At 70.7% G+C, this 25,422-nt stretch carries 24 protein-coding genes, 3 tRNA genes and 1 other annotated feature; of the genes, 10 read left to right on the forward strand and 17 right to left on the reverse strand.

The annotated features are described in order from the left end of the window. The first annotated feature begins 343 nt into the window (after window positions 1-343). A protein-coding gene (locus ABD287_RS09590) for an IS3 family transposase (protein ID WP_344171384.1) occupies window positions 344-1,587 on the forward strand; the annotation gives its coding sequence in 2 pieces (ribosomal slippage) (window positions 344-623 and window positions 623-1,587; 1,245 coding nt in all). Next, window positions 622-750 (forward strand) — a sequence feature (AL1L pseudoknot). Its footprint overlaps the gene before it by 129 nt. Window positions 1,588-1,741: 154 nt before the next feature. Continuing rightward, window positions 1,742-2,020, forward strand: a complete 279-nt coding sequence (locus ABD287_RS09595; RefSeq protein ID WP_344171386.1) for a hypothetical protein — start codon at window positions 1,742-1,744, stop codon at window positions 2,018-2,020. 59 nt (window positions 2,021-2,079) lie between these two features. Here the strand turns inward: ABD287_RS09595 and ABD287_RS09600 are convergent, their stop codons facing one another. The 3 genes from ABD287_RS09600 to ABD287_RS09610 all read right to left on the reverse strand — a co-directional run bounded on the left by ABD287_RS09600 (window position 2,080) and on the right by ABD287_RS09610 (window position 4,420). Continuing rightward, entirely contained in the window at window positions 2,080-2,652 is a 573-nt protein-coding gene (locus ABD287_RS09600; protein WP_344171388.1) for a phytanoyl-CoA dioxygenase family protein, read from the reverse strand. 684 nt (window positions 2,653-3,336) lie between these two features. Further along, window positions 3,337-3,546 (reverse strand): DUF397 domain-containing protein, encoded by a 210-nt coding sequence (locus ABD287_RS09605; RefSeq protein WP_344171390.1) that lies wholly within the window; start codon window positions 3,544-3,546, stop codon window positions 3,337-3,339. After that, complete coding sequence (locus tag ABD287_RS09610) at window positions 3,539-4,420, reverse strand: helix-turn-helix domain-containing protein (RefSeq protein ID WP_344171647.1); 882 nt, start codon at window positions 4,418-4,420, stop codon at window positions 3,539-3,541. The genes ABD287_RS09605 and ABD287_RS09610 overlap by 8 nt, the downstream gene beginning before the upstream one ends. A 461-nt stretch (window positions 4,421-4,881) precedes the next feature. On the opposite strand from ABD287_RS09610, the gene ABD287_RS09615 reads away from it, so the two are divergent. Both ABD287_RS09615 and ABD287_RS09620 read left to right on the forward strand, forming a co-directional pair. Continuing rightward, window positions 4,882-5,148: a hypothetical protein gene (locus ABD287_RS09615; protein ID WP_344171392.1), complete on the forward strand. Its 267-nt coding sequence runs from the start codon at window positions 4,882-4,884 to the stop codon at window positions 5,146-5,148. Further along, window positions 5,145-5,804 (forward strand): pentapeptide repeat-containing protein, encoded by a 660-nt coding sequence (locus tag ABD287_RS09620; protein ID WP_344171393.1) that lies wholly within the window; start codon window positions 5,145-5,147, stop codon window positions 5,802-5,804. Before ABD287_RS09615 ends, ABD287_RS09620 begins: the two co-directional genes overlap by 4 nt. A 31-nt stretch (window positions 5,805-5,835) precedes the next feature. On the opposite strand, the gene ABD287_RS09625 is transcribed toward ABD287_RS09620, so the two are convergent. The 5 genes from ABD287_RS09625 to ABD287_RS09645 are packed head-to-tail and all read right to left on the reverse strand — an operon-like array spanning window position 5,836 to window position 10,455. After that, on the reverse strand, window positions 5,836-7,032 hold the full coding sequence (locus tag ABD287_RS09625; protein ID WP_344171394.1) for a bifunctional RNase H/acid phosphatase: 1,197 nt from the start codon (window positions 7,030-7,032) through the stop codon (window positions 5,836-5,838). Beyond that, the gene (locus tag ABD287_RS09630) at window positions 7,029-7,769 is read right to left on the reverse strand and encodes a zinc ribbon domain-containing protein (RefSeq protein WP_344171395.1); all 741 of its coding nucleotides are present in this window, start codon (window positions 7,767-7,769) and stop codon (window positions 7,029-7,031) included. Before ABD287_RS09630 ends, ABD287_RS09625 begins: the two co-directional genes overlap by 4 nt. Further along, on the reverse strand, window positions 7,766-8,629 hold the full coding sequence (locus tag ABD287_RS09635; RefSeq protein WP_344171397.1) for a Nif3-like dinuclear metal center hexameric protein: 864 nt from the start codon (window positions 8,627-8,629) through the stop codon (window positions 7,766-7,768). Before ABD287_RS09635 ends, ABD287_RS09630 begins: the two co-directional genes overlap by 4 nt. A 10-nt stretch (window positions 8,630-8,639) precedes the next feature. Next, the gene (locus tag ABD287_RS09640) at window positions 8,640-9,206 is read right to left on the reverse strand and encodes a flavoprotein (RefSeq protein WP_344171399.1); all 567 of its coding nucleotides are present in this window, start codon (window positions 9,204-9,206) and stop codon (window positions 8,640-8,642) included. 16 nt (window positions 9,207-9,222) lie between these two features. Then, window positions 9,223-10,455, reverse strand: coding sequence for a helix-turn-helix domain-containing protein (locus ABD287_RS09645; RefSeq protein WP_344171401.1), 1,233 nt, complete (start codon window positions 10,453-10,455; stop codon window positions 9,223-9,225). A 278-nt stretch (window positions 10,456-10,733) separates the two neighbouring features. Here ABD287_RS09645 and ABD287_RS09650 point away from each other — a divergent pair, with 278 nt between their 5' ends. Both ABD287_RS09650 and ABD287_RS09655 read left to right on the forward strand, forming a co-directional pair. Further along, window positions 10,734-11,438 (forward strand): bifunctional DNA primase/polymerase, encoded by a 705-nt coding sequence (locus ABD287_RS09650; protein WP_344171403.1) that lies wholly within the window; start codon window positions 10,734-10,736, stop codon window positions 11,436-11,438. 166 nt (window positions 11,439-11,604) lie between these two features. Next, window positions 11,605-12,609 carry a sulfotransferase family protein gene (locus tag ABD287_RS09655; RefSeq protein WP_344171405.1) on the forward strand — a complete coding sequence of 335 codons (1,005 nt, stop codon included), beginning with the start codon at window positions 11,605-11,607 and terminating at the stop codon, window positions 12,607-12,609. Between the two features lie 14 nt (window positions 12,610-12,623). Here the strand turns inward: ABD287_RS09655 and ABD287_RS09660 are convergent, their stop codons facing one another. From ABD287_RS09660 to ABD287_RS09680, 5 genes are all read right to left on the reverse strand, one after another. Then, a complete protein-coding gene (locus tag ABD287_RS09660; RefSeq protein ID WP_344171407.1) occupies window positions 12,624-13,580 on the reverse strand; it encodes a hypothetical protein in 957 nt (318 codons plus the stop codon). A gap of 140 nt (window positions 13,581-13,720) precedes the next feature. Continuing rightward, a tRNA-Val gene (locus ABD287_RS09665) sits at window positions 13,721-13,795 on the reverse strand. A 56-nt stretch (window positions 13,796-13,851) separates the two neighbouring features. Next, window positions 13,852-14,316, reverse strand: a complete 465-nt coding sequence (locus tag ABD287_RS09670; protein ID WP_344171650.1) for a peroxiredoxin — start codon at window positions 14,314-14,316, stop codon at window positions 13,852-13,854. Window positions 14,317-14,318: 2 nt separating this feature from the next. Next, window positions 14,319-14,756, reverse strand: coding sequence for a DUF3052 domain-containing protein (locus tag ABD287_RS09675; protein ID WP_344171409.1), 438 nt, complete (start codon window positions 14,754-14,756; stop codon window positions 14,319-14,321). Between the two features lie 169 nt (window positions 14,757-14,925). Then, the gene (locus ABD287_RS09680; protein ID WP_344171411.1) at window positions 14,926-17,184 is read right to left on the reverse strand and encodes a transketolase C-terminal domain-containing protein; all 2,259 of its coding nucleotides are present in this window, start codon (window positions 17,182-17,184) and stop codon (window positions 14,926-14,928) included. Between the two features lie 174 nt (window positions 17,185-17,358). Between ABD287_RS09680 and ABD287_RS09685 the strand changes: the two genes are divergently transcribed. The 3 genes from ABD287_RS09685 (at window position 17,359) to gltX (ending at window position 21,990) form a co-directional block, all read left to right on the forward strand. Further along, window positions 17,359-17,559: a hypothetical protein gene (locus ABD287_RS09685; protein WP_344171413.1), complete on the forward strand. Its 201-nt coding sequence runs from the start codon at window positions 17,359-17,361 to the stop codon at window positions 17,557-17,559. 148 nt (window positions 17,560-17,707) lie between these two features. Beyond that, window positions 17,708-20,488, forward strand: a complete 2,781-nt coding sequence (aceE, locus tag ABD287_RS09690) for a pyruvate dehydrogenase (acetyl-transferring), homodimeric type (protein WP_344171415.1) — start codon at window positions 17,708-17,710, stop codon at window positions 20,486-20,488. A gap of 68 nt (window positions 20,489-20,556) precedes the next feature. Continuing rightward, complete coding sequence (gltX, locus tag ABD287_RS09695; RefSeq protein WP_344171417.1) at window positions 20,557-21,990, forward strand: glutamate--tRNA ligase; 1,434 nt, start codon at window positions 20,557-20,559, stop codon at window positions 21,988-21,990. Window positions 21,991-22,083: 93 nt separating this feature from the next. Here gltX and ABD287_RS09700 read toward each other — a convergent pair whose 3' ends face one another. Continuing rightward, entirely contained in the window at window positions 22,084-22,680 is a 597-nt protein-coding gene (locus ABD287_RS09700) for a copper resistance CopC family protein (protein WP_344171419.1), read from the reverse strand. A 55-nt stretch (window positions 22,681-22,735) separates the two neighbouring features. Here ABD287_RS09700 and ABD287_RS09705 point away from each other — a divergent pair, with 55 nt between their 5' ends. Beyond that, the gene (locus ABD287_RS09705) at window positions 22,736-23,926 is read left to right on the forward strand and encodes a PucR family transcriptional regulator (RefSeq protein WP_344171421.1); all 1,191 of its coding nucleotides are present in this window, start codon (window positions 22,736-22,738) and stop codon (window positions 23,924-23,926) included. A 101-nt stretch (window positions 23,927-24,027) separates the two neighbouring features. Here ABD287_RS09705 and ABD287_RS09710 read toward each other — a convergent pair whose 3' ends face one another. The 3 genes from ABD287_RS09710 to ABD287_RS09720 all read right to left on the reverse strand — a co-directional run bounded on the left by ABD287_RS09710 (window position 24,028) and on the right by ABD287_RS09720 (window position 25,401). Then, entirely contained in the window at window positions 24,028-24,708 is a 681-nt protein-coding gene (locus tag ABD287_RS09710; protein WP_344171423.1) for an HU family DNA-binding protein, read from the reverse strand. A gap of 465 nt (window positions 24,709-25,173) precedes the next feature. Continuing rightward, window positions 25,174-25,246 (reverse strand) — tRNA-Glu (locus ABD287_RS09715). An 83-nt stretch (window positions 25,247-25,329) separates the two neighbouring features. After that, window positions 25,330-25,401 (reverse strand) — tRNA-Gln (locus ABD287_RS09720). Window positions 25,402-25,422 lie beyond the last annotated feature (21 nt).

Below are 25,422 nucleotides of genomic sequence, written 5' to 3' on the forward strand. Positions count from 1 at the left end.
CACACCGGCACTTCGGACAAGCCACACCCCGGACCCGCCACCACCAACCCTAAAACACCACAACGGCTAGCCGCTTGACACAGAAGGGAGCCAGATGAGGGTGTCGTGGTGGTCGGGGACGTTCAGTGGATAGGCCACGACAGGCCACCTGCCAGATGCCATTCGCCAAGGCCACGCCGCCAGCGTCGCCAGCGTCGCCAATAGGACGCATGCCCACTGAGGTGATCTCAACGAGGGTTCGGTAGGTACCGGTATTCGAAGTGGGTGAGGTGGACGGCTGCGCGGACGATGTGTTGCGTGCCGGGTTTGATGGAGGCATCGAAACCTGGGAGGAACGACAGCGATGCCTGCACCGAGGAAGTACCCCGATGAGCTGCGTGAGCGTGCGGTTCGGATGGTGATGGAGGTGCGCCGGGACCCGGCCGCGGCGGCTGGCGCGATTGGGCGGATCGCTGGTCAGCTTGGTGTTCATCCGGAGGCGTTGCGGGGCTGGGTCAAGCGCGCGGAGATCGATGGTGGGCAGCGGCCGGGCACCACGAGCAGCGACGCGCAGCGGATCGCGGAGTTGGAACGGGAGAACCGGGAGCTACGCCGCGCTAACGGGATCTTGCGTAGTGCGTCGGCTTTCTTCGCGGCGGAGCTCGACCGCCCCGCCCGCTGATCATCGACTACATCGACGCGAACAAGGACACCTTCGGGGTCGAGCCGATCTGCGCCACGCTCACCGACGCGGGTGTGAAGATCGCCCCGAGCACCTACTACGCAGCCCGGTCACGTCCGCCGTCGGCGCGGGCCCGCCGGGACGTGCAGGTCACTGAGGTCATCGAGCAGGTACACGAGCGCAATTACAGCGTCTACGGCGTCCGGAAGGTCTATGCGGAGCTGGCCCGCCAGGGTGGTGTCGGCGGGCAGCCGGTGGCCCGCTGCACCGTCGGACGGCTGATGAAGGCCGCTGGCCTACGCGGTATCCGGCGCGGACGTCCGCCACGCACCACCCACTCGGGCACCGGCCCGGACACTCGCCCTGACCTGGTCAAACGGGCGTTCACCGCGGCGGCACCGAACCGGCTGTGGGTTGCCGACATCACCTACATTCGCACCTTCAACGGCTGGGTGTACGCCGCGTTCGTCCTGGACGTCTACTCCCGCCGCGTCGTGGGCTGGCAGGTGTCCACCAGCCTGCGCGCCGATCTGGCCATTGATGCCCTGGAGATGGGCTTATGGACCCGCGATCGGGCTGGCCACGACACCAGCGAACTGGTCCACCACTCCGACCGCGGAGTCCAATATGTAGCGATTCGCTACACGTCCCGGCTGGCCGAGGCCGGCGCGGTCGCCTCAGTCGGCACCGTCGGTGACAGCTACGACAACGCCATGGCCGAAGCGTTCAACTCGCTCTTCAAGGCCGAACTGATCCGCAACAAAGGGCCCTGGCGCAGCGTCGACGATGTGGAGATCGCCGTCGCCGAGTACATCGACTGGTACAACCACCGACGCCTCCACGGCGAACTCGGCCATCTCCCGCCCGTCGAGCACGAGATCAACTACCACCAACAGACCGCGCCCGAACTCGTCACGAGCGGGTGATCACACCCTCCATCAAACCCGGCGCTTGACAGAGCGTGCGCGCTGCCTGGGGCCGTCGTGCATCGAATGTTCGTCGAGGCGGGGGGCAGATGCTCGCCAGATCACCCACGGGTGGGCCGCGATGCTGCGGGAGCCCCGGTTACCGTTGCCCATCATGACGACCTACTCCGGTCCGGCGAGGCTGACCCGCGCCGACGGCACCCAGGTGGCCGGCACGGCTTCGCTCAGCACCAATCAGCGCGGAGGTATCGAGGGCTGGGGTGGCACGTTCCGTCCGGACCAGACCAGCGCAGACATCCGCAACGCTGGCGAGGGGCTTTCCTTGGAACTGCCGTACGACCAGATCGGGTCGGTGTCCGTCACCGGCGTCCGGAAGCTGCTCGCGACGCAGATCCTCCTGACACTCACCGGTAGCGGCCCCGCACCGTTCTGATTCGCATTCCGGCTTCGCTCCATACCAAGATCAGCTGCGCTCAAGTAGCCGCATTGGGGCTACGCCTGGCGGTGGTTGTGCCAGGGGGTGAGGTCGAGCATCGGGTAGCGCTGGGCCATGCCGGCGAGGGTTTCCAGCGTCCAGTACGGGTGCCCCAGGGGTGGGAATCCGAAGACCTGCAATTGGCGCGGGGTGGCCCGGCCGATGAACTCCACCCACTCGCGCGAGTAGCTACGGGCGGCCCAACCGACGCGCTGGCCCCAGTGGAGGTGGGCCGGACGGAAGCACAAATGCATGCTGTACCGGGCACCCCCAGGCGCGGTCAGCTGCGTACCTCGGTGGAAGGTTCCAGCCTCAAATGCGATGGCGGTGCCCGCCGGACCGGCGCCCGAGACCGCAGCCCGATAGAGCTCCGCGCCGCCGCCGTCAGCCTCGAAGGAGGAACCGCCCCGTCCCGGCCGCAGGTACCAGTTCGGCATGGACGGTAGGTGGGCGCTGTGCCGGCGAGAGACCAGGTGCGGCGGGCCGAGTGTCTCCGGCACATCGGTAAGGAACACAAACATCTCCAGCTGTCGGCAACCGGGAGCGGTGCTGGGCACCAGGAGGGTGTGGTTGAGGTAGTCCCGATGCATGTCCTGGTCGTAGTCGCAGGCCCGGTGTACTTGGCCCAGGCCTCGGCCCCGTAAATGAGCAGGTCGTCATCTCCCAGCAGCGCCTCGGCCAGGCCAAGGATGCGTTGGTGTACGGCGAGCAAGTTGAGTTCGGCGCTCGCGAATGGAAAGGTGTCGATCCCGGCGAACTCCTCACCAACAAACCGCTCCCGGCGTGGGTCACTCCCGCTGTGGAAGCCCTCCGCCGACGGAAACATCAGGCCCAGCTCAGCGGCTGCCGGCCCGGCCTCCTCCGCATCCAGAAAACCCGGAAGGATCACAAAACCATTGCTTCGCCAGTCCCGCACCGCAGCGTCCACGTCCATCTGGACAGCATCACGGGGACCCATCGACGAAGCAACGGACTTACCCAATGCCACGTAGCGTAATTCGATCTTGATGCTGGGCTGGGGACTGTCCATTCATCGGACACTCCGCCGCCGCTGCCCTCACTTCGGCGCTGACCCGAAGCACCGCAGCGTCGATACGTGGGACGTCATCCACAGCGGATCTTGACCACTCAGCGATGACCCTGTCAAGGCGGCCGTGTCGGCCGTGACGGAGCTGGTCACCGGCTCACGGTACGTCCAGTCCAGGAGCGGCGATGCGATTGGTGCGCCACGGCGCCCTCGCTAGGCGAGGGCGCCGTGCGCCAGAGTGGGCGGTCTACAGGTCGAACTCGCCGTCGCGGACGCCGCCGATGAAGGCGGTCCACTCGGCGCGGGTGAAGGCGAGCGTGCCGGCGTCGGGTTCCTTACTGTCGCGGACGAAGACCCGACCCTCCCTGGCGAGCAGGTTGTCCGCGACCTCGACGCAGTTGCCGCCGTTGCCGCTGCGCTGGCTCTTACGCCAGGCAGCTCCGGTGAGGTCAGCCACTGGTGTACTCCTTACAGATGGTGGTGATCATGTCCTTCGACGAGGTTTCGTCCAGAGCTCGGCGTTCCAGATCGTTCCAGACACCCTGGTAGGCGCGGACTTCATCGTTCCGCGTGAGGTACATGGCTCCCGTTAGAGACTCGGCGTAGGCCATTGGCGGTTCGATCGGCTCGCCGCTGAGCCGGTCTACGGGAAAATCGAGGATGGTGAATGGGGCAACGGCGGCCATGCCGCCGTGGACTCCGGCCGCGAACGGAACCACCCGTACCGAGATGTTGGCCTGCTTGCTCGACTCGATGAGTGAGTCGAGCTGGTCCGCCATCCGGGCAGCGCCGCCGACCTCGCGTCGCAGCACGGCCTCGCTGAGGATGACGTCCAACCGGGGCGCCCGCGGGCGCGTCAGGACAGACTGCCGTTCCATCCGGACGTTGACCCGACGTTCGCGCTCCTGCGCATCGAGGTACCCGTCGGGGATGCCGGTCAGCTCCTCCGCGTACGCGCGGGTTTGCAGCAGGCCGGGCACCAGCTCGGCCTCGAACTGGCGGATGGTCTCGGCGCCGTCTTCGAGCGAGACGTAGAGCCCGAACCAGTTCGGAAGCTCTGTCTCGGTGTAGTCGTGCCACCAGCTCTTGTGCCGACCGTTGCGGGTCTCGGCCGTCATGCCGAGCAGCACCTCACGTTCGGCCTCAGGCGCTCCGTAGAGGTCGAGCATCGCCCTGACGTCGTTGGTCCGGAAGCGCACCCGCTCGTCGCCGTCTTCGATCCGCCCGATCGTGGCGCGCCCCCGCTCCAAAGCTTCGGCGGCCTGCGCCTGAGTCAGGCCGGCCCGCAACCGCAGCGCCTCGAACCGACGCCCGATGTGCCTGCGAAGCAATGTCGATCCATGTAGGTCGGTCACGCTCACCTCCCAGGGGATGGGCAGATGTGATGCCCAAGTAAAACACGGCGGCATGGGTGGGGGACAGAGGCCCACACTTGAATGCAACATCTCGAAACACGCCCGCTTAATGTAGACGGACTAGATTATCTACATCAGACATGGCATTGCCTTTTGGGCAGACTCACAGTTGAATGGTGACAGGCCAGTGGCGTTCTGTAGTCAAGATCACGCGGGTCTGATGAGCCGGCGCCGATCAGCCCGCGGTCCCCCGCGACCGGGCTGGTCAGCGCCTCCGAACCCAGCGCCACCCCTCGCGTGGACAGCCGGCCGTGGAGGTAGTCATGTTCGCCGCCGCAGCATCTCCGGGACCCGCCCCAGCTGGCCGGGTGATCGGACGGAGCCCGGTCATCCCACGCCAGCGCACGGCGCCGCGCGCCGATGGAAAGGGACGCGAAATGCCGATGACCCGCGATGAGCTTCGCGTCTTCGCAGGCGAGCAGGTCGCCGCCGCCGACGAACTGCTCAGCCAACACCGGCCGGGCACACACCGCTGTTGCTCCTGCGGCCAGCCGATCCCGTGCAGTCACGCCGAAACCATCATCCGCCGCCGGGCCCACTACGCCCAGTTCCTCCAACCCGGGGACGGCGCGCCAGGGCCGTCGCGCTACCGAGCCGGGCAGGACCACACTGGCTGGGACCCGACCGAAGGAGACCGAGCGTGAAGCACCGCCAGATCCGCGACCTGACCATCCTGCTGCCGGGGCTGGACGATGACGACCTCGACCCGGTGGAAGGCGCGCCGGAAGACGAGATCTTCGAGGAGCTGCACGACGGCGACGACTGGTCGCACACGACGATGGCGGGCGGGCGGGTGACAGGCAGCCGCCTCGTCGGCGTCGACCTGAGCGACAGCGAGTGGAGGGCGACGGCCCTCGACCGCACCGAGCTGGTCCGATGCGACCTGTCGTCGGCGCGGTGGGACAGGGTCACCGTCGACCGCGCCACGTTCACCGGTTGTCGCATGACCGGCATCCGGCTGCGTGAGGTCACGCTCAAGAACGTCGTGTTCGACGGCTGCCGGCTCGACTACGCCGTCCTCGACCACGTACAGGCCGCCGGACCGGTCGCCTTCACCGACTGCGTGCTGGTCGACGCCGCCCTGACCGCGTGCCGGCTGCCGAACGTCGTCCTGGACGAATGCACGCTCACCCGACTGGCTCTCGACGACACCGACGTGCGGGGAACCGACCTGCGTGGGAGCAGGGTCGCCGAGCTGTCAGGGCTCATCAGCCTTCGCGGCGTCCGCCTCGACCCGGAGCAGTTGCCTGACCTGGCCGAGATCGCCGTACGAGACTTGGAGATCCTGCTCGGTCCGTGACACGCTGCCGCCGCCAGGCACGGCCGGGCGCTCAGCCGGCCCGTGGCGGCAGGTGGGCGGTGTCGTTGACACACCGGACGGCCACCCCGCCGTCGGGCCAGGTGTCGACGATGGACATGCCGGCCGGCTCCAGGTAGAGCCGGTGCAGGAAGGCGTCACCAGCGGCGAGCGCGTCGCGCAGCAGCAGTTTGATCGGCGAGACGTGGCTGACCAGCACGACCGTCCCGGTGTGATGCCGGGACCGGATCGCGGCCAGCGCCCGGCGAGCGCGAACGGCGACCTGCTGGAACGACTCGCCTCCCGGCGGGGCCACGGCCGGGGACGCCAGCCACGCCCGGTGCTCAGCCGGCCACTTCTGCCCGACCTGGACGAAGGTGAGACCGTCCCAGTCGCCGAAGTCGCACTCGACCAGGTCGGCCATGGCCGTCACGGGCCCGCCGCCGCTGGCGGCGGCGATCGTCTCCGCCGTCGCCACACACCGGCCCAGCGGGGAGCTGACCACCGCGGTGATCCGGTCGTCGAGCGCGACGACGCGCCGGGCGAGCGCCGCGGCCTGGGCCCGGCCGTGCCGGCTCAACGGCATGTCGGCGCGGCCGGCGTACCGTCCCTGCCTGGTCCAGTCGGTCTCGCCGTGCCGGACGATGATGAGGCGCAGCCGCTCGTCGCTGGGCGGCGGGGTCCAGCCGGTCAGCGCGTCGGCGGGATCCGCCGGTGGGGCCAGGGACGGGGTGGTGGCGTCCCCGACGGACGACGTCCGTTGCGGAGGCGGCTCGGTGACCTCCAGCGGCGTCCTCGGCTTGACTGCCCTGCCGGCGGCGGCGTCCATGGCCTCGTTGGCGAGCCGGTCGGCTTCGATGTTCTCGGCGCGCGGGATCCACTCGTACGACACGGTCGAGAACCGCCGGCCCAGCGCGGCGGCCCGCGCCGCCAGCGGCCGCAGGCCGGCGTTCTTGATCTGCCACCGGCCGCACATCTGCTCGACGACCAGTTTGGAGTCCATCCGAACATGAACTTCGGCGGCGCCCACCTCAGCCGCCGCTTCCAGGCCGGCGACCAGTCCGGAGTACTCGGCCACGTTGTTCGTGGCGACGCCGAGCGCCTCGGCCCGCTCGGACAACAACTCGCCGGTCCCGGCGTCCCGGACGACCGCGCCGTAACCGGCCGGTCCCGGATTCCCCCGGGAGCCGCCATCGGCTTCGACGACGACCCGACGGCCGGCCGCTGTCACAGCCCGGACTCGCTGGTACGCACCATGATCCGACGGCAGTCCTCGCAGCGCGTGATCTCGTCGGCGGCGGCGGCTTTGAGTCGGGCGCGCTCGCTGCCGGAGAACTCGATCCGGCAACCGCCACACCGACCGCCCTGCACCAACGCCGCCGCCATCACCCCGGCGCTGTCCTGCACCTTCAGGTACAGGCTCACCAGATCCCCGGGCAGATCCGCGACGACGGCCTGACGTGCGGTCCGATGGAACTCCTCGTCGCGGCTGATGCCGGCGAGCGTTTCGTCGTGGCGGCGCTGTGCCTCGTCCCGGTTGGCGCGGGTGGCGGAGAGCCGCTCGGTGACGCCGTCGAGGTTGGCCTGGGCCTGTTCGCGCTGCTCCATGAGCGCCAGCTCGGCGTCCTCCAACTCGCCCTGGCGGCGGGTCAGTGACTCGACCTCGTGTTGCAGGGCGGTCAGCTCCCGGGCCGGCAATCCGCCGCCGACCAGCCGGTCCTCGTCCTTGCGCTTGCGCGCCCGGACCTGGTCGGTGTCGGACTCCAGCCGGGCGATGTCCCGGTCGAGATCATCGACGGCGACCTGGGCGCGGACCCGCTCGTCCTCCAGCTTCGACAGCTCCCGGGCCAGGGCGTCCAGCTCGGCGATCTCGGGAAGGCTGCGCCGCCGGTGCGCGAGCTGCGCCAGGGCCGTGTCGACGGTCTGGAGGTCGAGCAGGCGTAGCTGGGCGGCGGGTGCAGCCTTCACAGGGTCTCCTTCAAGGGACTGGGATGGTGGATGGTCCACGGGTCGGTGTCGAGGTCGGAGACGACAACGTCCAGGCCCAGATCGCGCAACTGACCGGCGAGCGCGTCGAGCCACGGGAGTTCGGTTGCCCAGTGCGCGGCGTCGACCAGGGCCGGTCCGCCGGCGGCCAGGTGTTCGCCAGCGGGGTGGTGACGTAGGTCCGAGGTGAGGAAGACATCGACCCCGGCGGCCGCGGCGTCGGCAAGGTAGCTGTCGCCGGCCCCGCCACTGACCGCCACCAGCTGCACCACGCGGTCAGGGTCGCCGGCCGCCCGCACGCCCCAGGCGGTCGCCGGCAGCTGGCGGGCGGCGAGCTTGGCGAAGTCGGTCAGCGACATCGGCTCGGGGAGGCGTCCGATCCGACCGATTCCCCGGCCGTCGCCGGCGGCGGCGGTGCCGGGGGCCGCCGGACGCAGCGGCCGCAGACCGGTGAGGCCGAGCCGCGCGGCGAGCGCGTCGGAGACGCCGGGGTTGGCGACGTCGGCGTTGGTGTGCGCGACGTACAGGGCTACGCCCGCCCGGATCAGATCGTGGACGATCCGGCCCTTGAACGTCGTGGGCGCCACCGAGGACACGCCACGCAGCAGCAGCGGGTGGTGGGCGACGATGAGGTCCGCGCCCACGGCCAGCGCCTGCCCGACCGTCTCCGGCACACAGTCGACGACACACAACGCCCGCCGCGCCGGGGCGCCGGGCTCGCCGAGGACCAGGCCGACCCGGTCCCAGGTCTCGGCCCAGGCGGTCGGGTAACGGTGTTCCAGCGCGGCGACGACCTCGGCGACGGAGCGCGTCGGGGCGTCGGCTGGATTGGCGGCGGTCACGGCCGCGAGGCTACCAAGTGGCGGGCGTCGCGGGCGGCCTCGGTACCAGGGCGCCCAGCGCCGCGACGACCTGCTCCCAAGGGAAATCGTCCGGGTCGCCGGCCCCGGGCGGGTGCGGCTGGTGCGGGCCTTCGCCGAACAGGACCCGTACCCCCCACTCGCGCAGCATCGCGACGCTCTGGCCGAACGCCGGGTGCGCGGCCAGGGCGCTGTTGACCGACGGCGCGGCGACGATGGGCAGCCCACGCCCCAGCCCCTCGACGAGCAGGCCGAGCGCGAGAGTGTCGGCGATGCCAGCCCGCCACTTGTTCATCGTGTTGGCGGTGGCCGGGGCCACGACCAGCGCGTCGGGCGGCGGCAGGACGTCCGCGGCGTCGGGCTCCTTGTAATGGCTGCGTACCGGGTGCCCGGTCTGCGCGGCCAGCGCGTCCACGTCCACGAAACGCCGACCGGCGGGTGTGGTGATGACGCACACCCGCCAACCGGCCCGCTGGCCCAGCGTGACCAACCGACCGACGTCGTGTGCCGGTGGTGATCCGCAGACGATGCTGTAAAGCACCCGGCTGGTTTCGGTCATCGCAGCGGCGCCGCTGTCACACGCCCACCCCCATGTTCTCTGCCAGCTCGGCGATCGGCGCGGCCGGCGTGCCCCGGGTGCGACGAAGCACATCGGTCAATATCTCATGGGCCGCCGGACGGCACCGAATCTCGGCCGGGGCGAGCCTGTCGCCCTCCAGCAGCAGCTCCGCGGCCTTCTCGACGTCGCCCATCTGGGTGTACGCGCGGGCGACGTCGATGAAGTGGTGGGCCCGGCGCTCCGGCAGCAGCGCCGCGAATCCGGCCGGGTCGATCTCCTGGTGGGTCTGGACCGCCACGCGGCCCTCCCCCATCTCGACGGCGGCCGCCGCTTTGTGCAGCTGCACGTTCGTGGGCCCGAAACACGTCCAGTAATGGTTGTAGTCGCCGCCGAGCTGGTTGGCGGCCTCCTCGGCGCCCGCGATGAGGTCGCGCACGGTGGCGCTGCAACCGGTCCGGGCCGCGGCCATGGCGCCGTTGAGCAGCAACATGCCGTAGACGCTCAGCCGCTCCGGGTTCGCGCCGTCGCCGCCGAGATCGGTGGCGAGGCGGTTGGCGATGTTGATATTGACTTCGAGAGCCGGCCGGGCGCGCCCGAGCGCGAGCAGCGCGCTGCCGACCCGGTAGCTGGCGATGCCGGCCAGCAGATAGTCCCCGGCCCGCTGGGACACCGCGATCGAACGGTCGGCGGCCAGCCAGGACAGCTCGTGCTCGCCGAGCTTACGCAACGCCGACGACGCGATCTGGTAGACCTGCCCGAGCAGGTGGGCGGCCTCCTCCGCGCCGTCGGACCTGGCGTAGGCGGTGTCGGCGCTCTGCGCCTCGCGCAGCAGCCGCGGCAGGGTCCGGGCGAGGACGCCGTACTTGGCGTGCTGGTAGGTCAGCCAGGCGTGGCTGACGGCCTTGCGCACCTCAGCCAGGGGTGGCGGCTGAGGGGCTGCGTAGAAGAACGCGCTGATCTGGTCGTACCGCTCCAGCGCTGAGCGGATCTCCTCGACCTCCATCTGGTCGATGCAGTTGACGCTGTCCGGTCGGCGCTCGGGCTCCTTGCCCAGCAGCAACTGAGCGTCGACCCCCAGCACCTCGGCTATCTCGTAGATGACGGAGAACTTGTCGAGCCGGCGAACGCCACGCTCCACCTTGTCCACCCAGCTCTTGGACTTGCCCAGGCGATCGGCGAAGACCTGCTGGGACATCTTGCGCCGCCCCCGCCAGTAGGCCACCCGCCGTCCGATCGGCATCTCGTCCATGGTGCGTCCCTCCCCCTGTGCTCCACACGTCGAGAGTCCGACACACACCGCCCCCGCAGTGCTCGAACTGGACACCCGCTTGTGGACCACGTCACATGAGAACCGGTACCACACAGTTTGTGCGTCACCGTTCGGAAGGCCGGACGTATGACTGTATGTCGTAGGCCCGTGTGCAACTTGCACACGCCTTCCTGTCACTCGCAACGAGCACTGGCCAACGCGGTAACGGTGATGTGGCGCTCCCGCGGCACACCCTGTGACGAAAGGGGTAATCCCAGATGCGTCAGCAGCTTCACACGCGACTCGTCGATCTCCCACGGCTCCGCCGCGCCGCGCTGCGGTACGCGCGCCACGGCTGGTCGGTCACACCCGGCGCCGTCCTGACCGGCGACCGGTACGCCTGCGACCGTCCCGGCTGCCCCACCCTGGCCTGCCATCCCGCCCTCGCCTGCTGGCAGGCCGACGCCAGCACCGAACGCGCCCAGATCTCCCAGTGGTGGCGCCGCCGCCCGCACACCGTCCTGCTCGCCACCGGCGGACCGCTCGACGTGCTCGACGTCCCCGCCTACCTCGGCCTGTGGGTGCTGCGGTTGGCCAAGGCGCACGGGCAGGTCCTCGGCCCGAGCCGGCGGCGACTACGCGGCCCGTTGGCGGTCACCCCCACCGGCCGCTGGATGTTCCTCGTCGAGCCCGGCGCCCGGCTACGGCCCGAACTCGACGGACACCCCGACGTGCTCCTCCACGGCGCCGGCTCCTGGGTGCCCGCGCCGCCCACCCGGCTGCCGGAGGGCCAGGTGCGCTGGTCCATCGCGCCCAATGAGGTCGAGTGGCGGCTGCCCGACCCGTACGCGCTCCAGGCCCTCATCGCCGACGCGCTCACCGCCGTCCCCACCGACACGCCTACGCCCCCCGACACCGCAGGCCCCGCCGACGTTGATGCGAATGCCGCCAGCCGGCCGGTGCGGGCGACGCTCGCCGCCTGAGCCGTCGCTCCCACCACTCGGAGAGACTTTTGTCCGTTTAGCAAATAGGAACTTTTGTCCGTTCTAGGTCGTTACGTCCTGCAGACGATTCCCGCCGCCGCCGGCGGCGGCGCTCGGCGGCCAGGCTTACCCGAACACCCTGGCCGCGCACCGCAGGAGGCGCGCCATGGACAACGACCGCCCCATCTTCGTCGTCGGCTGCCCCCGGTCCGGCACCACCATGCTCCAACTCATGCTGCACGCCCACCCGCGCATCGCCATCCCGCCCGAGACCCGGTTCCTGCTCGAGGGCTACCGCGAGCGCCGCCGCTTCGGCGACCTCACTAACCCCGGCAACCGCCGACGGCTCGCCGAATGGATCGTCAGGCGCAAGCAGAGCCGCTTCGACGACCTCAGCCTCGACCCCGAAACCGTCATCTCAGAGATCGTTGACGGCCCGCCCACCCTCGGATCGGCCGTCGGCGCCGTCTTCCGCGCCTACGCACGCCGGTTCGACAAACCCCGCTGGGGCGACAAGCGTCCCGCGTACATCGCACATCTCGACGTCATCCTGCGGCTGTTCCCCACCGCGCAGATCATCAACATCACCCGCGACGGCCGCGACTGCGTCTCTTCGCTCAAGGAGATGAGCTGGCACAAGCGCGGCGTTCCGGCGGCCGCCGCGGCCTGGGCACGGGCGGTCGACCGCGCCGCGGAGGCCGCCCGCAGCCTACCCGCCGCCACCTACCACCAACTGCGGTACGAAGACCTTGTCAGCGACCCCGAGACCTCGCTGCGCGCCATCTGCGAATTCCTCGACGAACCATACGACCCGGCGATGACCGAACCGGCAAAGGTCGCCAAGATCGCCGTTCCCAAGCACAAGACCTGGCACCAACGAACCCACCAGGCCGTCTCCACGGCCCGGGTGCAGTCGTGGCGCAGCCGGCTGACCCCGACAGAGCTGGGCCTCTGCGAGACGACACTGCGACGCCGGCTGGCAGTCAACGGCTACCCGCCGGCCGAACCGGACGCCAGCTCCCGGCCCAAGACGGGCGACCTGCTGCGCTACCGGATCGAGGTGGCCCGCCACGACCTGGGCAGGCTCCGTCGGGCCGCCCGCCACACCGTCGACCGCTGGACCGGGGCGGCGCCGGTGGAGGACCAGCGGACCACGACCTTCCGCCGCTGAGACCCCACCGCCGCTCAAGCCGCCCTGGTGCGGATCGGGGACATGTCGTTGTCGAGGTTGGTGTCAACCGTCATCCCCTCGATGAGCTTGACCCGAGCGGTGCCCGTGGCGGCGGGCTTAGAACCAGCCTCGGCGCGCATCGCGAACCGCAGCCTGGCACTCTCCCCAGGCTCCAGCGGCTCCTCACGACGGCAGACCTGCGTCCCGACGTCCGGGTTCTGGCAAGTGACGTCGTCGCTGGTGATCTTCCAACCCTTAACATCTAGGACGATCATCTGACCGGTCGAGGCGCGCGGCCCCACATTGGAAACCACGGCGGTCAGGCTTCCACTGACGACGCCGCCGACAACCTTGGTGACCACACCCCCGGTGACGAGCCCGATATCTGTGCTGTCATCACGGAGCGGGAAGTGCTTCGGCCCGGCGGACTGGACGTAGCGGCCGGCCTTCCAGATGAAGGTGCGGCCCTGGGTCTGGGGCTGGGCGCTGTCGCCGTCGAGCGGGGCGTGATCCGCGACAGTAGCGACGACACCACCGTCCTTGGCCGCCTTGACGCCCGTCACATCGCGGACGTCAGCACGGGGCCCGACGACGCGGCCGAGGGCGACGATGCCCGCATCGGCGCGCTCGACGGCGATGATCTGGCCAACGCTGGTGACGCCGGCGCAGGTGACCAGCACCGCTGTCTCGCCGGCGGCGTCTCCGTCCAGGTTGGTGTTGACGGGCTTGCCCAGAACGAGTTCGACGAGCTCGCCGGCCGTCGCCCGTCCGTTGGTGAACTTCACCTGGCCGCTCGGGCACTGCGGCTCGCCGGCCAGCGGCGGAATGCTCAGGGTCGCGTTGTTGAGCTCCTGGGCCGGGACCGTGCTGTCAGGCTGGGCGGCGGCAGGCAGAGCCGTCAGCCCGGTCAGCGTGGCGACGCTGACCGCCGCGACTGTGAGGAGGGTGGTGGTGCGCGAGAGTCGTTGCATGACTGTCCCCTTGTCGGCTTGGATCTGCCCCAGGGTGGGGTGCAATCTGCTCGATCGCCACCCTCTGTCGCATACCCGACACAATCCGCACGGGTGGCATCGTCGATGTCCGAGGGGACACCTGCGTAATAAGACCCTGCTGGTGGGCGCGAAGGGTTTCGAACCCCTGACCCTCCGCTTGTAAGGCGGATGCTCTCCCACTGAGCTACGCGCCCCAGCGACGGCGGCAATAGTACCTCCCGCCGCCACAGCCGACAGAACGCCGGGCCGGTCAGTCGGCCAGCGCCGCCACCGCCTTGCGCCACCGCTCCTGGTCACGGGACTCGCCCGGTCCGGCGTGCTCGGCGAACTTGACGATGCCGTCGCGGTCAACGAGGAAGGTGCCCCGGTCGGCGAAGCCGGCGTCGGCGTTGAGGACCCCGTAGCGGCGGGCGACGTCGCCGTGCGGCCAGAAGTCGGCCAGCATGGGGAACTCATACCCTTCCTGCATGGCGAAGACCTTGTGGCTGTAGACAGAGTCGACGCTCACCGTGAGCACGGCCACACCCTGCTCGGCGTAGTCGGCGAAAGTGTCCTGGAGTTCTCGGAGCTCGCCGCTACAGACGCCGGTGAAGGCCAGCGGGTAGAAGACCAGCAGCACCGGCCGTTGACCGGCGAAGTCAGCCAACCGCACGATCTGGTTGTTCTGATCCTTGAGCCTGAAGTCCGGGGCCTTGGCCCCCACGTCGATCGTCATCGTCACTTGCGGACCTTGGCGCTGCCGCGGGGCACCAGGCGTGCGGCGCTCCAGTCACGGCCGGCGTTGAGGGTGGAGGTCTGCTGGAGGCCGGCGGTGGGCGCCGCTTCGCTGATCTCGCTCGGCTCGACGTGGCCGTCCCGTCCGGCCTTCGGGGTCAACAGCCACACGATGCCTCCCTCGGCCAGGGGGCCGAGCGCGTCGATGAGGGTTTCGACCAGGTCGCCGTCGTCGTCGCGCCACCACAGCAGGACAGCGTCCACGACCTCGTCGGTGTCTTCGTCGACCAGCTCCCCACAGCGGTCGATCAGGGCGTCGCGGAGTTGCGCGTCGACGTCGTCGTCGTAGCCGATCTCCATGACCACCATGCTCGGCTCGACACCGAACCGGTCCACCAGGCTCCGCGCTGGGTCGGCTGCCTGGCCTGCGGTCGCGCTCACTTCTCGGGTGCCTCCTTGTCGCACACAGGACGCCACGATGACGCCCCGGTACCGCCTGCCGGTTCTCCCCGTGGAGGACCGGCCAGTGATCATCATCGGATGATGTCGGTGCGGGTAGTCCACACAGTTGTCCGCCGTCACGCAAGTGGCGCACCGGGTGGACCGCAATTTACCTGCCCACGAGGGCAAGCGCGCCGTCCCTGATGGCATCTTCCCCGACCAGCACATGTCTCGCAGCCGGACCCATCGGAATGAAGGAGTCGGCGGCGGCGACCCGACGGGCGGCGCCGACGAATCCGGCGTCCAGGAGCGCGGCGATGATCCCCTCCCCCACCCCACCTGACCTGCGTGTTTCATCCACGATGAGGACCCGGCCGGTGGCGGCGGCCTCGCGGGCCAGGTCGGCGGTGGGCAGTGGCGACAGCCAGCGCAGGTCGACCACCCGGACGCCGATGTCGTCGTCGGCCAGCTCCCGGGCCACCCGCAACGACATCCGGACCCCGTTGCCGAAGGTGGCGATGGTGAGGTCGGCGCCACTGCCCAGTTGGTAGGCCCGTGCCCGGCCGACCGGCACGTGGGCGGCGGCCCACCGGGCGGGCGGCGCGTACCGGCTCGTCCACGCGTCGTCGCCGTCGGCGTGCAGGTCACGGACGTCGTACAGGGCGGCCGGCTCGACGATGACGCAGACGCTGCCGTCGACGGCGGCGGCGGCGACGCAGGCGCGCAGCATCGGCGCGGCGTCCTGGGCCCGCGACGGCACGGCCACGATCAGTCCCGGGGTGTCCCGCAGCGCGGCCAGCGAGGTGTCGCTGTGCAGCATCCCGCCGCCGGCCGGGTCGTAGGCGAGTCCCGGCGCCCGCAGCACCATCGGGTTGCGCATGGCGCCGCCCGAGATGAACCCGGCGGTGGCGCCCTGGCCGCGGAGCTGCTCGTCGGCGCCGCGCAGGTAGCCGAGGTGGGACAGCTCGGCGATGGGGAGCAGCCCACCTACCGCGGCCCCTAGGCCGAGCCCTACCACCGCCGTCTCGTCGCAGAGGGTGTCGAAGACGCGGGACGGGCCGAAGCGGTCCCGTAGCCCGCAGGTGATCCCGTACGCGCCGCCGCGGCCGGCCACGTCGGGCCCGAACAGCACCGCGGCGGGGTTGGCCAGGAGCGCGTCGGCGAGCGCCGCTGTGATCGTCTCGGCGAGGGTGAGCGGGCCGGCGTGTTCGGGAAGCTCGCCGCCGAACGCGACGCTGCGGGCCTCGACGCCGGCGTCGGCGTGCCTGGCGGCGTCGGTGATCTCCCGGGCGACGCGTACGGGCCGGCGGGGCGCGATGGGCGCGGCGACAGCGGCGGCATCGGCCAGCTTCGGTTCCGCGAGCGCCTCCTCGGCGCCTTTTCGGATCCGCCAGCCGACCTCGTCGTAGCGGGCGATGACGTCCTCCGGCGTGATGATGCCGGCGGCGACGAGGATTCTGGCGGTGGCGACGAGGGGATCGGCGGCCAGGTCGTGGGCGATGTCGGCGGCGGGGCGGTAGCTGCGCTCCGGGTCGCCGGCGGCGTGCCCCATGAGCCGGACAGTCCGCAGCCGCAGGATCGCGGGTCGCCGGTGGCGACGCACCCAGGCGACGGCTTCGCTGGCCGCGGCGTGGCCGGCGGGCAGGTCGGCGCCGGCGGGGCTGAAGTAGCGCAGTCCGGGCCGGGACCGCAGCAGGTCGGCCGTCCAGCCGTCGGGCGAGCGGACTGATCCGGCGATGCCGTTGTCCTCGCAGACCAGCAGCAGCGGCAGCCGTAGGCCGGAACGGTCGCACCAGCCGGCGGCGGTGAGCGCGGCGGACGCGCTGGTGTGATGCAGGGCGCCGTCGCCGAAGCCCGCGACGGCGATCGCGTCCTGGGGCCAGGGCGAGCGGGGCCCGCCGGCGGCCCGGAGGCGGGGCGCGCGTTCGATGGCGAAGGCGACGCCGAGGGCCCGTGGCAGGTGCGCGCCGTAGAGGCCGGTGGTGGGCAGCAGGTGCAGATCGACGCAGCCGTAGGACCGGTGGCGGCCCCCGGATGCCGGGTCGGTCGCGGCGGCGACGATGCCGCGCAGCAGGTCACGCGCGGCTTCCGGACGGCCGTGCTGGGCGGCGCGGACCAGCCACAGCGCCGCGGACCGGTGGTGGGCGAGCACCGGGTCGGTGGGGCGTAGCGCGTGGGCGAGCGCAGCGGTGATCTCGTGGCCGGCGGCTCCGATGGTGTGGAACCCCTCGCCGAAGCTGCGCAGCCACCGCGCGGCCAGGTCCAGGTGCCGGCTGACGAGTTGGGCGCCGAACAGGTCGAGCGCGTCGGCCCCGGTCAATGGGCCGTCGTCGGCGAGCGGGAGGTTTGGGTCGCGGCGGGCGGCCGGCGTGGGCAGCGCGGTCACCGCGGCCCGGAACCGTTCGTCCAGATCGTGAGGGGTCGTCACGGTGTCCCAGCATGACCGACGATTCGGTGCTCGGCCAGCCGCGGGATCGCGGTGCCGGCGATAGGTCAAGCTGGACGGTCACCTGACGGACCGACGTTCGAAAGACTCCCTTCATCGATGGCCGGTGGTGATGGCGGCCGACGGCCCGTACGTCTCCCGCGCTGGAGGAATCAGATGTTCCTGACGCGCCGCCGCCTCGTCGCCACCTCGGCCCTCAGCGTGGCGGTCGCCGCCGCCGGCGGGGTGGGGGCGGCGCCCAGGCCGGTCCACGCCCGGACCGGTCGGCGGGTCGATCCGCTGCGCGCCGACCCGTTCACGCTGGGGGTCGCCTCCGGTGAGCCGACCGCCGTCGCGTCGGAGTCCGCGGACCACTGACCGTCCTCCGACTGGGACGGCGGACAGGCGGGCGAGGCAGATCACCGGCCGGACTGCGTGACGTCGGCGCGCGGCAGCAGGCAGGATAGAGCTGATACGTCCACGCGCCGAAACACCAGACGCACCGAGACAGACACGAGGAACGCCTGTGGCCACGGAACGCAAACGGCCGGTGATCAGCGACGGCCTGCCGAGCCAGCTCCCGGATATCGACCCGGACGAGACCAGCGAGTGGATCGAGTCGCTGGACGGGGTGATCGACGAACGCGGCGCCAAGCGCGCCCGGTACGTCATGCTGCGCCTGCTGGAACGCGCCCGCGAGCGCCAGGTCGGCGTGCCGCCGCTGACGACCACCGACTACATCAACACGATCCCGCCCGAGCGGGAGCCCTGGTTCCCGGGCGACGAGCACATCGAACGGCGCATCCGGGCCTACATCCGGTGGAACGCCGCGATGCTGGTGCACCGCGCGCAGCGCCCGGAGATCGGCGTCGGCGGGCACATCTCCACGTACGCCTCCAGCGCCAGCCTGTACGAGGTCGGTTTCAACCACTTCTTCCGCGGCCGTCAGCACGAAGGCGGCGGGGACCAGCTGTTCTTCCAGGGACACGCCTCGCCGGGCATCTACGCGCGGGCGTTCCTGGAGGGCCGGTTCAGCGAGAACGACCTGGACGGCTTCCGCCAGGAGCTGTCGCACCCGGGCGGCGGGCTCAGCTCGTACCCGCACCCGCGCCTGATGCCCGATTTCTGGGAGTTCCCCACCGTCTCGATGGGTCTGGGGGGCCTCAACGCCATCTACCAGGCCCGGTTCAACCGCTACCTGCAACACCGTGGCATCAAGGACACCTCGCAGCAGCGGGTGTGGTCGTTCCTGGGCGACGGCGAGCTGGACGAGCCGGAGACCCTGGGCGCGATCGGCCTGGCGGCCCGTGAGGAGCTGGACAACCTCACCTTCGTGGTGAACTGCAACCTCCAGCGCCTCGACGGTCCGGTCCGCGGCAACGGCAAGATCATGCAGGAGTTGGAGGCGTTCTTCCGGGGCGCCGGCTGGAACGTCGTCAAAGTGGTCTGGGGCCGGGAGTGGGACCCGCTGCTCGCCGCTGACGGCGACGGCGCCCTGGTCAACCTCATGAACACCACCCCGGACGGGGACTTCCAGACGTACAAGGCCGAGTCCGGCGCGTACGTGCGGGAGCACTTCTTCGGCCGGGACCAGCGCACCCGCAAGATGGTCGAGCACCTGTCCGACGACGACATCTGGGGCCTCAAGCGCGGCGGGCACGACTACCGCAAGCTGTACGCGGCGTACCGGGCTGCCACCGAGCACACCGGTCAGCCGACGGTCATCCTCGCCAAGACCATCAAGGGTTGGACGTTGGGCTCGGGCTTCGAGGGCCGCAACGCCACCCACCAGATGAAGAAGCTGACCCTGGCCGATCTCAAGACGTTCCGGGACCGTCTCTACCTGGACGTGGCGGACTCCACCCTGGAGGCCAACCCGTACCTGCCGCCGTACCTGAAGCCGGCGGAGAACTCGACGGAGATGGAGTACCTTCGCGAGCGCCGCAAGTCCCTCGGCGGGCCGATCCCGTCCCGGACGACGACGACGATCCCGCTGAACCTGCCGGCGGACAGGACGTACCAGGACGTCGCCAAGGGCTCCGGCAAGCAGAAGGTCGCCACGACCATGGCGCTGGTGCGCCTACTCAAGGACCTCATGCGGGACAAGGAGATCGGCCACCGTTGGGTGCCGATCATCCCGGACGAGGCGCGCACCTTCGGCATGGACTCGCTCTTCCCGACGTTGAAGATCTACTCACCGCACGGCCAGCAGTACACGCCGGTGGACCGGGAGCTGTTCCTGTCCTACCGGGAGGCGATCGCCGGGCAGATCCTGCACGAGGGCATCAACGAGGTCGGGTCGGTGGCGTCGTTCACGGCCGCCGGCAGCGCCTACGCCACCCATGGCGAGCCGATGATCCCGCTGTACATCTTCTATTCGATGTTCGGGTTCCAGCGCACCGCCGACGGGCTGTGGGCGGCCGCGGACCAGATGTCGCGCGGGTTCCTCATCGGGGCCACCGCCGGGCGCACCACGCTCAACGGCGAGGGCCTGCAACACGAGGACGGCCACTCGCACCTCATCGCCGCCACCAACCCGGCGATCGTCTCGTACGACCCGGCGTTCGCGTTCGAGATCGCGCACATCATGCGGGACGGTCTGCGGCGCATGTACGGCGAGGCGCCCGAGGACCTCATCTACTATCTGACCGTCTACAACGAGCCGATCTTCCAGCCGGCGCAGCCGGCGGACCTGGACGTCGAGGGTCTGCTGCGCGGCGTGTACCGGTACTCGCCGGCGCCGTCGATCAGCGGCGCTGACGGGTACGGCCCGGCCGGGGCGGCCGGGCGGGGCGCCCCGCGGGCGAACCTGCTGGCCTCGGGCACCGCGATGCAGTGGGCGCTCAAGGCGCAGGAGCTGCTGCGGCAGGACTGGGGCGTGGCCGCGGACGTGTGGTCGGTGACCTCGTGGAACGAGCTGCGTCGGGACGCGGTGTTGTGTGAGGAGCACAACCTGCTGCATCCGGGCGGGGAGCAGCGGGCGCCGTACGTGCAGCGGGCGCTGGCTGACTCGCCAGGGCCGTTCGTGGCGGTCAGCGACTACATGCGCGCGGTGCCGGACCTCATCGCGCGCTGGGTCCCGGGCGACTACACCTCGCTGGGGACCGATGGCTTCGGCCTGTCGGACACCCGACACGCGCTGCGCCGGCACTTCCACGTCGACGCCGAGTCGATCGCGGTGGCGACGCTGCGGCAGTTGGCCCGGCGCGGCGAGGTGCCGGCCGACGTGCCGGCGGCCGCGGCGCAGAAGTACGCGATCGCCGACGTGCACGCCGCCCCGGTCGGCGAGACCGGCGGCGAATCCTAGCCCCCTCCGACGGCTCGACAGGGGGCGTGGCCGGTCCCGGCCGCGCCCCCTGCGCGTAGGCTGGACCGGTGACTGTTCGCGTACGCTTCGCCCCGTCCCCCACTGGAATGTTCCACGTCGGCAGCGCCCGGGTGGCCCTGCAGAACTGGGCGTTCGCCCGGCAGCAGGGTGGCGTGTTCGTGCTGCGGATCGAGGACACTGACGCGGCCCGTAACCGGCCCGAGTGGACCGAGGGCATCCTCAGCGCCCTGGAGTGGATCGGCATCGCCCGCGGCGCGTACGAGGGGCCGTGCTTCCAGTCCGCGAACGCCGCCGAGCACCGCGCGGCGGCCGAGAAGCTGCACGCCGCGGGGAACGCGTACTACTGCGAGTGCGACCGCGACATGGTCGCCGCCCGCACCAGCGAGGCGTACCGCGGCTACGACGGCCACTGCCGCGACCGTGGGCTCGGCCCGGGTCCGGGCCGGGCGCTGCGGTTCCGGACGCCCAACGACGGCGAGACCCGGGTGGTCGACCTCATCCGCGGCGAGCCGACCTTCGACAACCAGCTCATCGAGGACTTCGTCATCGCCCGCGCCGACGGGTCGGCGGTGTTCCTGCTGGCGAACGTCGTCGACGACCAGCTGATGGGGATCACCCACGTCATCCGCGGCGAGGACCACCTGTCGAACACGCCCAAGCAGCAGTTGCTGTGGACGGCGCTCGGGCACACCCCGCCAGCGTGGGCGCATGTGCCGTTGGTGGTCAACGAGAAGCGGCAGAAGCTGTCCAAGCGTCGCGACAAGGTCGCCCTGGAGCAGTACCGGGCCGAGGGCTACCTGGCCGGGGCCATGCGTAACTACCTCATGCTGTTGGGCTGGGCGCCCTCGGACGACCGCGAGATCGTGCCATGGTCGGTGATCGAGACGGAGTTCCAGATCGCCGACGTGACCCCGTCGTCGGCCTTCTTCGACGAGAAGAAGCTGCGGGCGTTCAACGGCGAGTACATCCGCGCGCTGGGCGCCGAGGAGTTCGTCGCCGCCTGTCAGCCGTGGCTGGTCGGCGAGGCGCCGGTGGCGCCGGACTCCCCCGGCGCGATCGCGGCCCCGCCGTGGCGGGCCGAGGACTTCGCCCCGGCGCTGTTCGCCGCGGTGGCCCCGCTGGCGCAGACCCGCATCGGGGTGCTCGCCGAGATCGTCCCGCACGTCGACTTCTTCTTCCTGGCCGAGCCGCCCGCCGACGAGGCGTCGTGGGCCAAGGCGATGAAGGACGGCGCCGCCGAACTGCTGGGCGCGGCGATCACCGCCTACGAGACCGCCGCCTGGGAAGCTGAGACCCTCAAGACCACGCTGGAGGCGGTCGGCGCCGAACGCGGTCTCAAACTCGGCAAGGCGCAGGCCCCGCTGCGGGTCGCCGTGACCGGTCGGACGGTGGGGCTGCCGCTGTTCGAGTCGATGGAGCTGCTGGGTCGGGAGCGCACGCTGGCCCGGCTGCGGGCGGCCCGGCAGAAGCTGACTGCCTGACCAGCGCCGGCACGAGGCGCAGGCCGATGACGACGGGCCAGGGCGCCCGGTTCGGGATGCTCTGGCTGACTACGAGGTTGCCGGATACGGCCGCTAGCGGCCCGGTGAGTCCGCTTTACGGCGGCGCCTGAGGGCGTACATGAGCGCGGCGGCGGCGGCGAGCGCGCCGAGAACCGACCACAGCACCGAGTACGGGTCCTTCTCGTCGTCCGTCAGGCTCGCGGGAGAAGCGGCGACGGCGGGTGTGGACGACGGCGCCGCCGACGGGGTTCCTGTCGCCACCGGGGCGGCGGTGGGGCTCGGGGCGGCGGCCTGGGTCAGGGTGAACGTCACCTTGCCCCTGATCGGGTGTCCGTCGTCGGAGGCCAGCTGATAGGCGACGGTATACCCGCCGGCGGCGCCGGCGGTCAGGCCGACGTCGACGACGTTCCTGGTGAACCTCGGGGCGCCGGCGAGGGCATTGACGCCACCCGGGCCGATAATTGTGATCTTGGTGGACGGCGGGTCGAGGGCCTCCAGGAACGTCAGCCGGACCGACTTCGGGGCCACGGCGAGCTTCGCCCCCTTCGCGGGGACGCTGCTGACGAGAGTGTTGTGCGCCACGGCCGGCCCGGCGCCCCCCACCAGAGCCACGCTGGCCGCCATCAGCACTGCCACGCCACGGGCCAGGGCCCTGGTCACGCTTCGCACGCGTCGTCCTCCGCTGTCGAGTGATTAGTCCGCAGGTTACCGGCATCATGGGGCCATGACCCATCCCGGCGGCGAGCTCACCGCGACCCTGCGGACCATCGAACGATCCGCCGGCGGTCTGGCCACCGCCAGCGTCGCCAGGATGGAAGATACGCTCCCGTGGTTTCGCGAGCTGCCGGCTGACCAGCGGTCCTGGGTGATGCTGGTGGCGCAGGCCGGGGTGCGCTCGCTCGTCACCTGGCTGCGCAGCGGCGGCGCCGGGGGCAGCGAGGAACTGGCCGACGAGGTGTTCGAAGCCGCCCCGAGGGCGCTGGCGCGTTCGATCAGCCTGCCGCAGACCGTCGCGTTGGTGCAGGTGACCATCGATCTGGTCGAGGAACACGTCCCGCGGCTCGCCGCCCCCGGTCAGGAGGCGGCGCTGCGGGAGGGGGTGCTGCGCTTCTCGCGCGAGGTGGCCTTCTCCGCCGCGCGCGTCTACGCCCGGGCCGCCGAGTCCCGGGGCGCGTGGGACGCCCGGCTACAGGCGATGCTGGTCGACGCCCTGCTACGCGGCGACTCCTCCGATGTGGTGGCCAGCAGGGCCGCCGCCCTCGGGTGGACCGACGCGCCGCCGGTGGCAGTGGTGGTCGGCCGGTCCCCCGGCGGGGAGGCGAACGCGGTGCTGCACACCGTGGCCCGGGCCGCCCGTCGGATCGGCGCGGACGTCATCGGCGGGGTGCATGGGGACCGGTTGGTCGTCGTTGTCGGTGGCGCGCTGGATCCGTTGGCCACCGCGACCAAGCTGCTGGCCAGCTTCGGCGACGGTCCTGTCGTCGTGGGACCGGCGGCGCCGTCGCTGGACGAGGCCGCGGAGTCCGCGCGGGCCGCGCTGGCCGCGTTCCGGGCGGCGCCGGCCTGGCCTGACGCGCCCAGGCCGGTGCTGGCCGATGACCTGCTGCCGGAACGAGCGCTGGCCGGCGACGCCGAAGCCCGACGCATGCTGCGACACGATGTCTTCGCGGTGCTCCTGCGCACCGGTGGGGAGTTGCTGGAGACTTTGGACGCGTTCTACGCGGCCGGCGGGGTTCTGGAGAGCGCAGCACGGGCGTTGTTCGTCCACCCCAACACTGTGCGATACCGGCTGCGACGGATCGCCGACGTGACCGGGCTCTCCCCGTTCCAGCCGCGGGACGCGTTCGGTCTGCGGATCGCCCTGACCATCGGCCGTCTCGACCCGACGCCGACCGCGCACCACCCGCCGGGCTGAGGCGGCTCCGGACCGGGACGGACACATCGGACGCCGAACGGGCGCTCACCGCGGGATACGGTGGCGCCCGTCTGGATCCTCGCCGGGAACCCCGGCGCGGGTCACCGCTTCTTGGCGGTGGTCTTGCGCGCCGCGGTGGTGGCCTTGGCCGTCTTGGTCGGCGCCTTGCGGGCGGTGCTCTTGGCCGCGGCCGGCTTCGCGGCTGCGGTCTTGCGGGCGGTGCTCTTGGTTGCGGTCGCCTTGGTCGCGGTCGCCTTGGTCACCTTGGCGGCCCTCGCCGTGGCGGTCTTGGCGGTGGTGGTCTTGGCGGCGCTCGCCTTGCGTGCGGTGGTGGCCTTTGCCGCGGCCGTCGTCTTCGTGGCCGCGCGGCCGGTGGTCTTCGCCGCCGTCGCCTTGACCGCCGGGGTGGTCTTCGTGGCGGCCCTGGTCGCGCGGGCGGCCGCCGGCTTCGCTGCGGTGGTGCGTGATGCGGCCGCGGTCTTCTTCGGAGCGGCGACCTTCGTCGCCTTGCCGCTGGCGACCATCTCCTTGAAGCCGGCGCCGGCCTTGAAGGCAGGCACCGAGGTCTTCTTCACCTTGACGGTCTCGCCGGTACGCGGGTTGCGCGCTGTGCGCGCTCCTCGGACCCGCTTCTCGAAGGCCCCGAAACCGGTGATGGCCACCCGGTCGCCCCTGGTCACCGCGGTCTGGATCTCCACGAGGACCGCGTCGAGGGCCTCGGCCGCGGTGCGCTTGTCGCCCAGGCGAACAGCGAGCGCCTCGATGAGCTCGGCCTTGTTCACGTTTCCTCCTGCAACTAGGTCAAACAATCAAGCAATCTGCGCGCACCGTATGCCCTATTAGGCAGGCACACAACCATTATGGGCGAAAAATACATTGTGTCGTAACGGGTTCCCACGCCCGCCGCTGTCGCGCTCTGACCCCTGCCGGCCACGTCCGCCGGCGGGCCCGCACCTTGCGACCATCGGAGCCGCTCCCGCCACCGCCGTCGCCAGTCGGTGGCGGTTGCGGTGGCCGACACCCGCGCAGCGCCGACCCAGCACCCAGCCTCGGCCGCTGCCTACCCAGCCGTGCTTGACTCCATAACCGACAGTGGGGCGACTCCGACTGGATTCGTTCGGCGCCGATCACCGGCAACGTGGCTCAGACCACCCGACTTTTGGGGAAACTCGAAAACGGCGAAAACAGAAATGCCGTAGAATGAACTGATCCCGGTTCATCAATTGATGAACCGGGATCAGTGTTTGTAGCCCCGACCGGATTCGAACCGGCGCTACCGCCTTGAGAGGGCGGCGTCCTGGGCCGCTAGACGACGGGGCCAGGACTTTCTTTGCTTCGCTCCGTGAACGGAACGCGGTGGACTCTATCAGAGCCAAAACCGGCGATCCGTTCGGGCATCAGCGCTGGGGTACCAGGACTCGAACCTAGACTAACGGAACCAGAAACCGTCGGGCTGCCAATTACCCCATACCCCAATGACGCCCTACGGCGCCTCA

The sequence above is a fragment of the Pilimelia columellifera subsp. columellifera genome (genome assembly GCF_039532605.1).
Lineage (GTDB): Bacteria > Actinomycetota > Actinomycetes > Mycobacteriales > Micromonosporaceae > Pilimelia > Pilimelia columellifera.

Coding starts and splice junctions, on each gene's coding strand:
- ABD287_RS09650 (WP_344171403.1), top strand. CDS start 10,734: ATGCGTCAGCAGCTTCACACGCGACTCGTCGATCTCCCACGGCTCCGC.
- ABD287_RS09600 (WP_344171388.1), bottom strand. CDS start 2,652: ATGCATCGGGACTACCTCAACCACACCCTCCTGGTGCCCAGCACCGCT.
- ABD287_RS09645 (WP_344171401.1), bottom strand. CDS start 10,455: ATGGACGAGATGCCGATCGGACGGCGGGTGGCCTACTGGCGGGGGCGG.
- ABD287_RS09595 (WP_344171386.1), top strand. CDS start 1,742: ATGACGACCTACTCCGGTCCGGCGAGGCTGACCCGCGCCGACGGCACC.
- ABD287_RS09705 (WP_344171421.1), top strand. CDS start 22,736: ATGACCCATCCCGGCGGCGAGCTCACCGCGACCCTGCGGACCATCGAA.
- ABD287_RS09655 (WP_344171405.1), top strand. CDS start 11,605: ATGGACAACGACCGCCCCATCTTCGTCGTCGGCTGCCCCCGGTCCGGC.
- ABD287_RS09685 (WP_344171413.1), top strand. CDS start 17,359: ATGTTCCTGACGCGCCGCCGCCTCGTCGCCACCTCGGCCCTCAGCGTG.
- ABD287_RS09660 (WP_344171407.1), bottom strand. CDS start 13,580: ATGCAACGACTCTCGCGCACCACCACCCTCCTCACAGTCGCGGCGGTC.
- ABD287_RS09615 (WP_344171392.1), top strand. CDS start 4,882: ATGCCGATGACCCGCGATGAGCTTCGCGTCTTCGCAGGCGAGCAGGTC.
- ABD287_RS09640 (WP_344171399.1), bottom strand. CDS start 9,206: ATGACCGAAACCAGCCGGGTGCTTTACAGCATCGTCTGCGGATCACCA.
- ABD287_RS09670 (WP_344171650.1), bottom strand. CDS start 14,316: ATGACGATCGACGTGGGGGCCAAGGCCCCGGACTTCAGGCTCAAGGAT.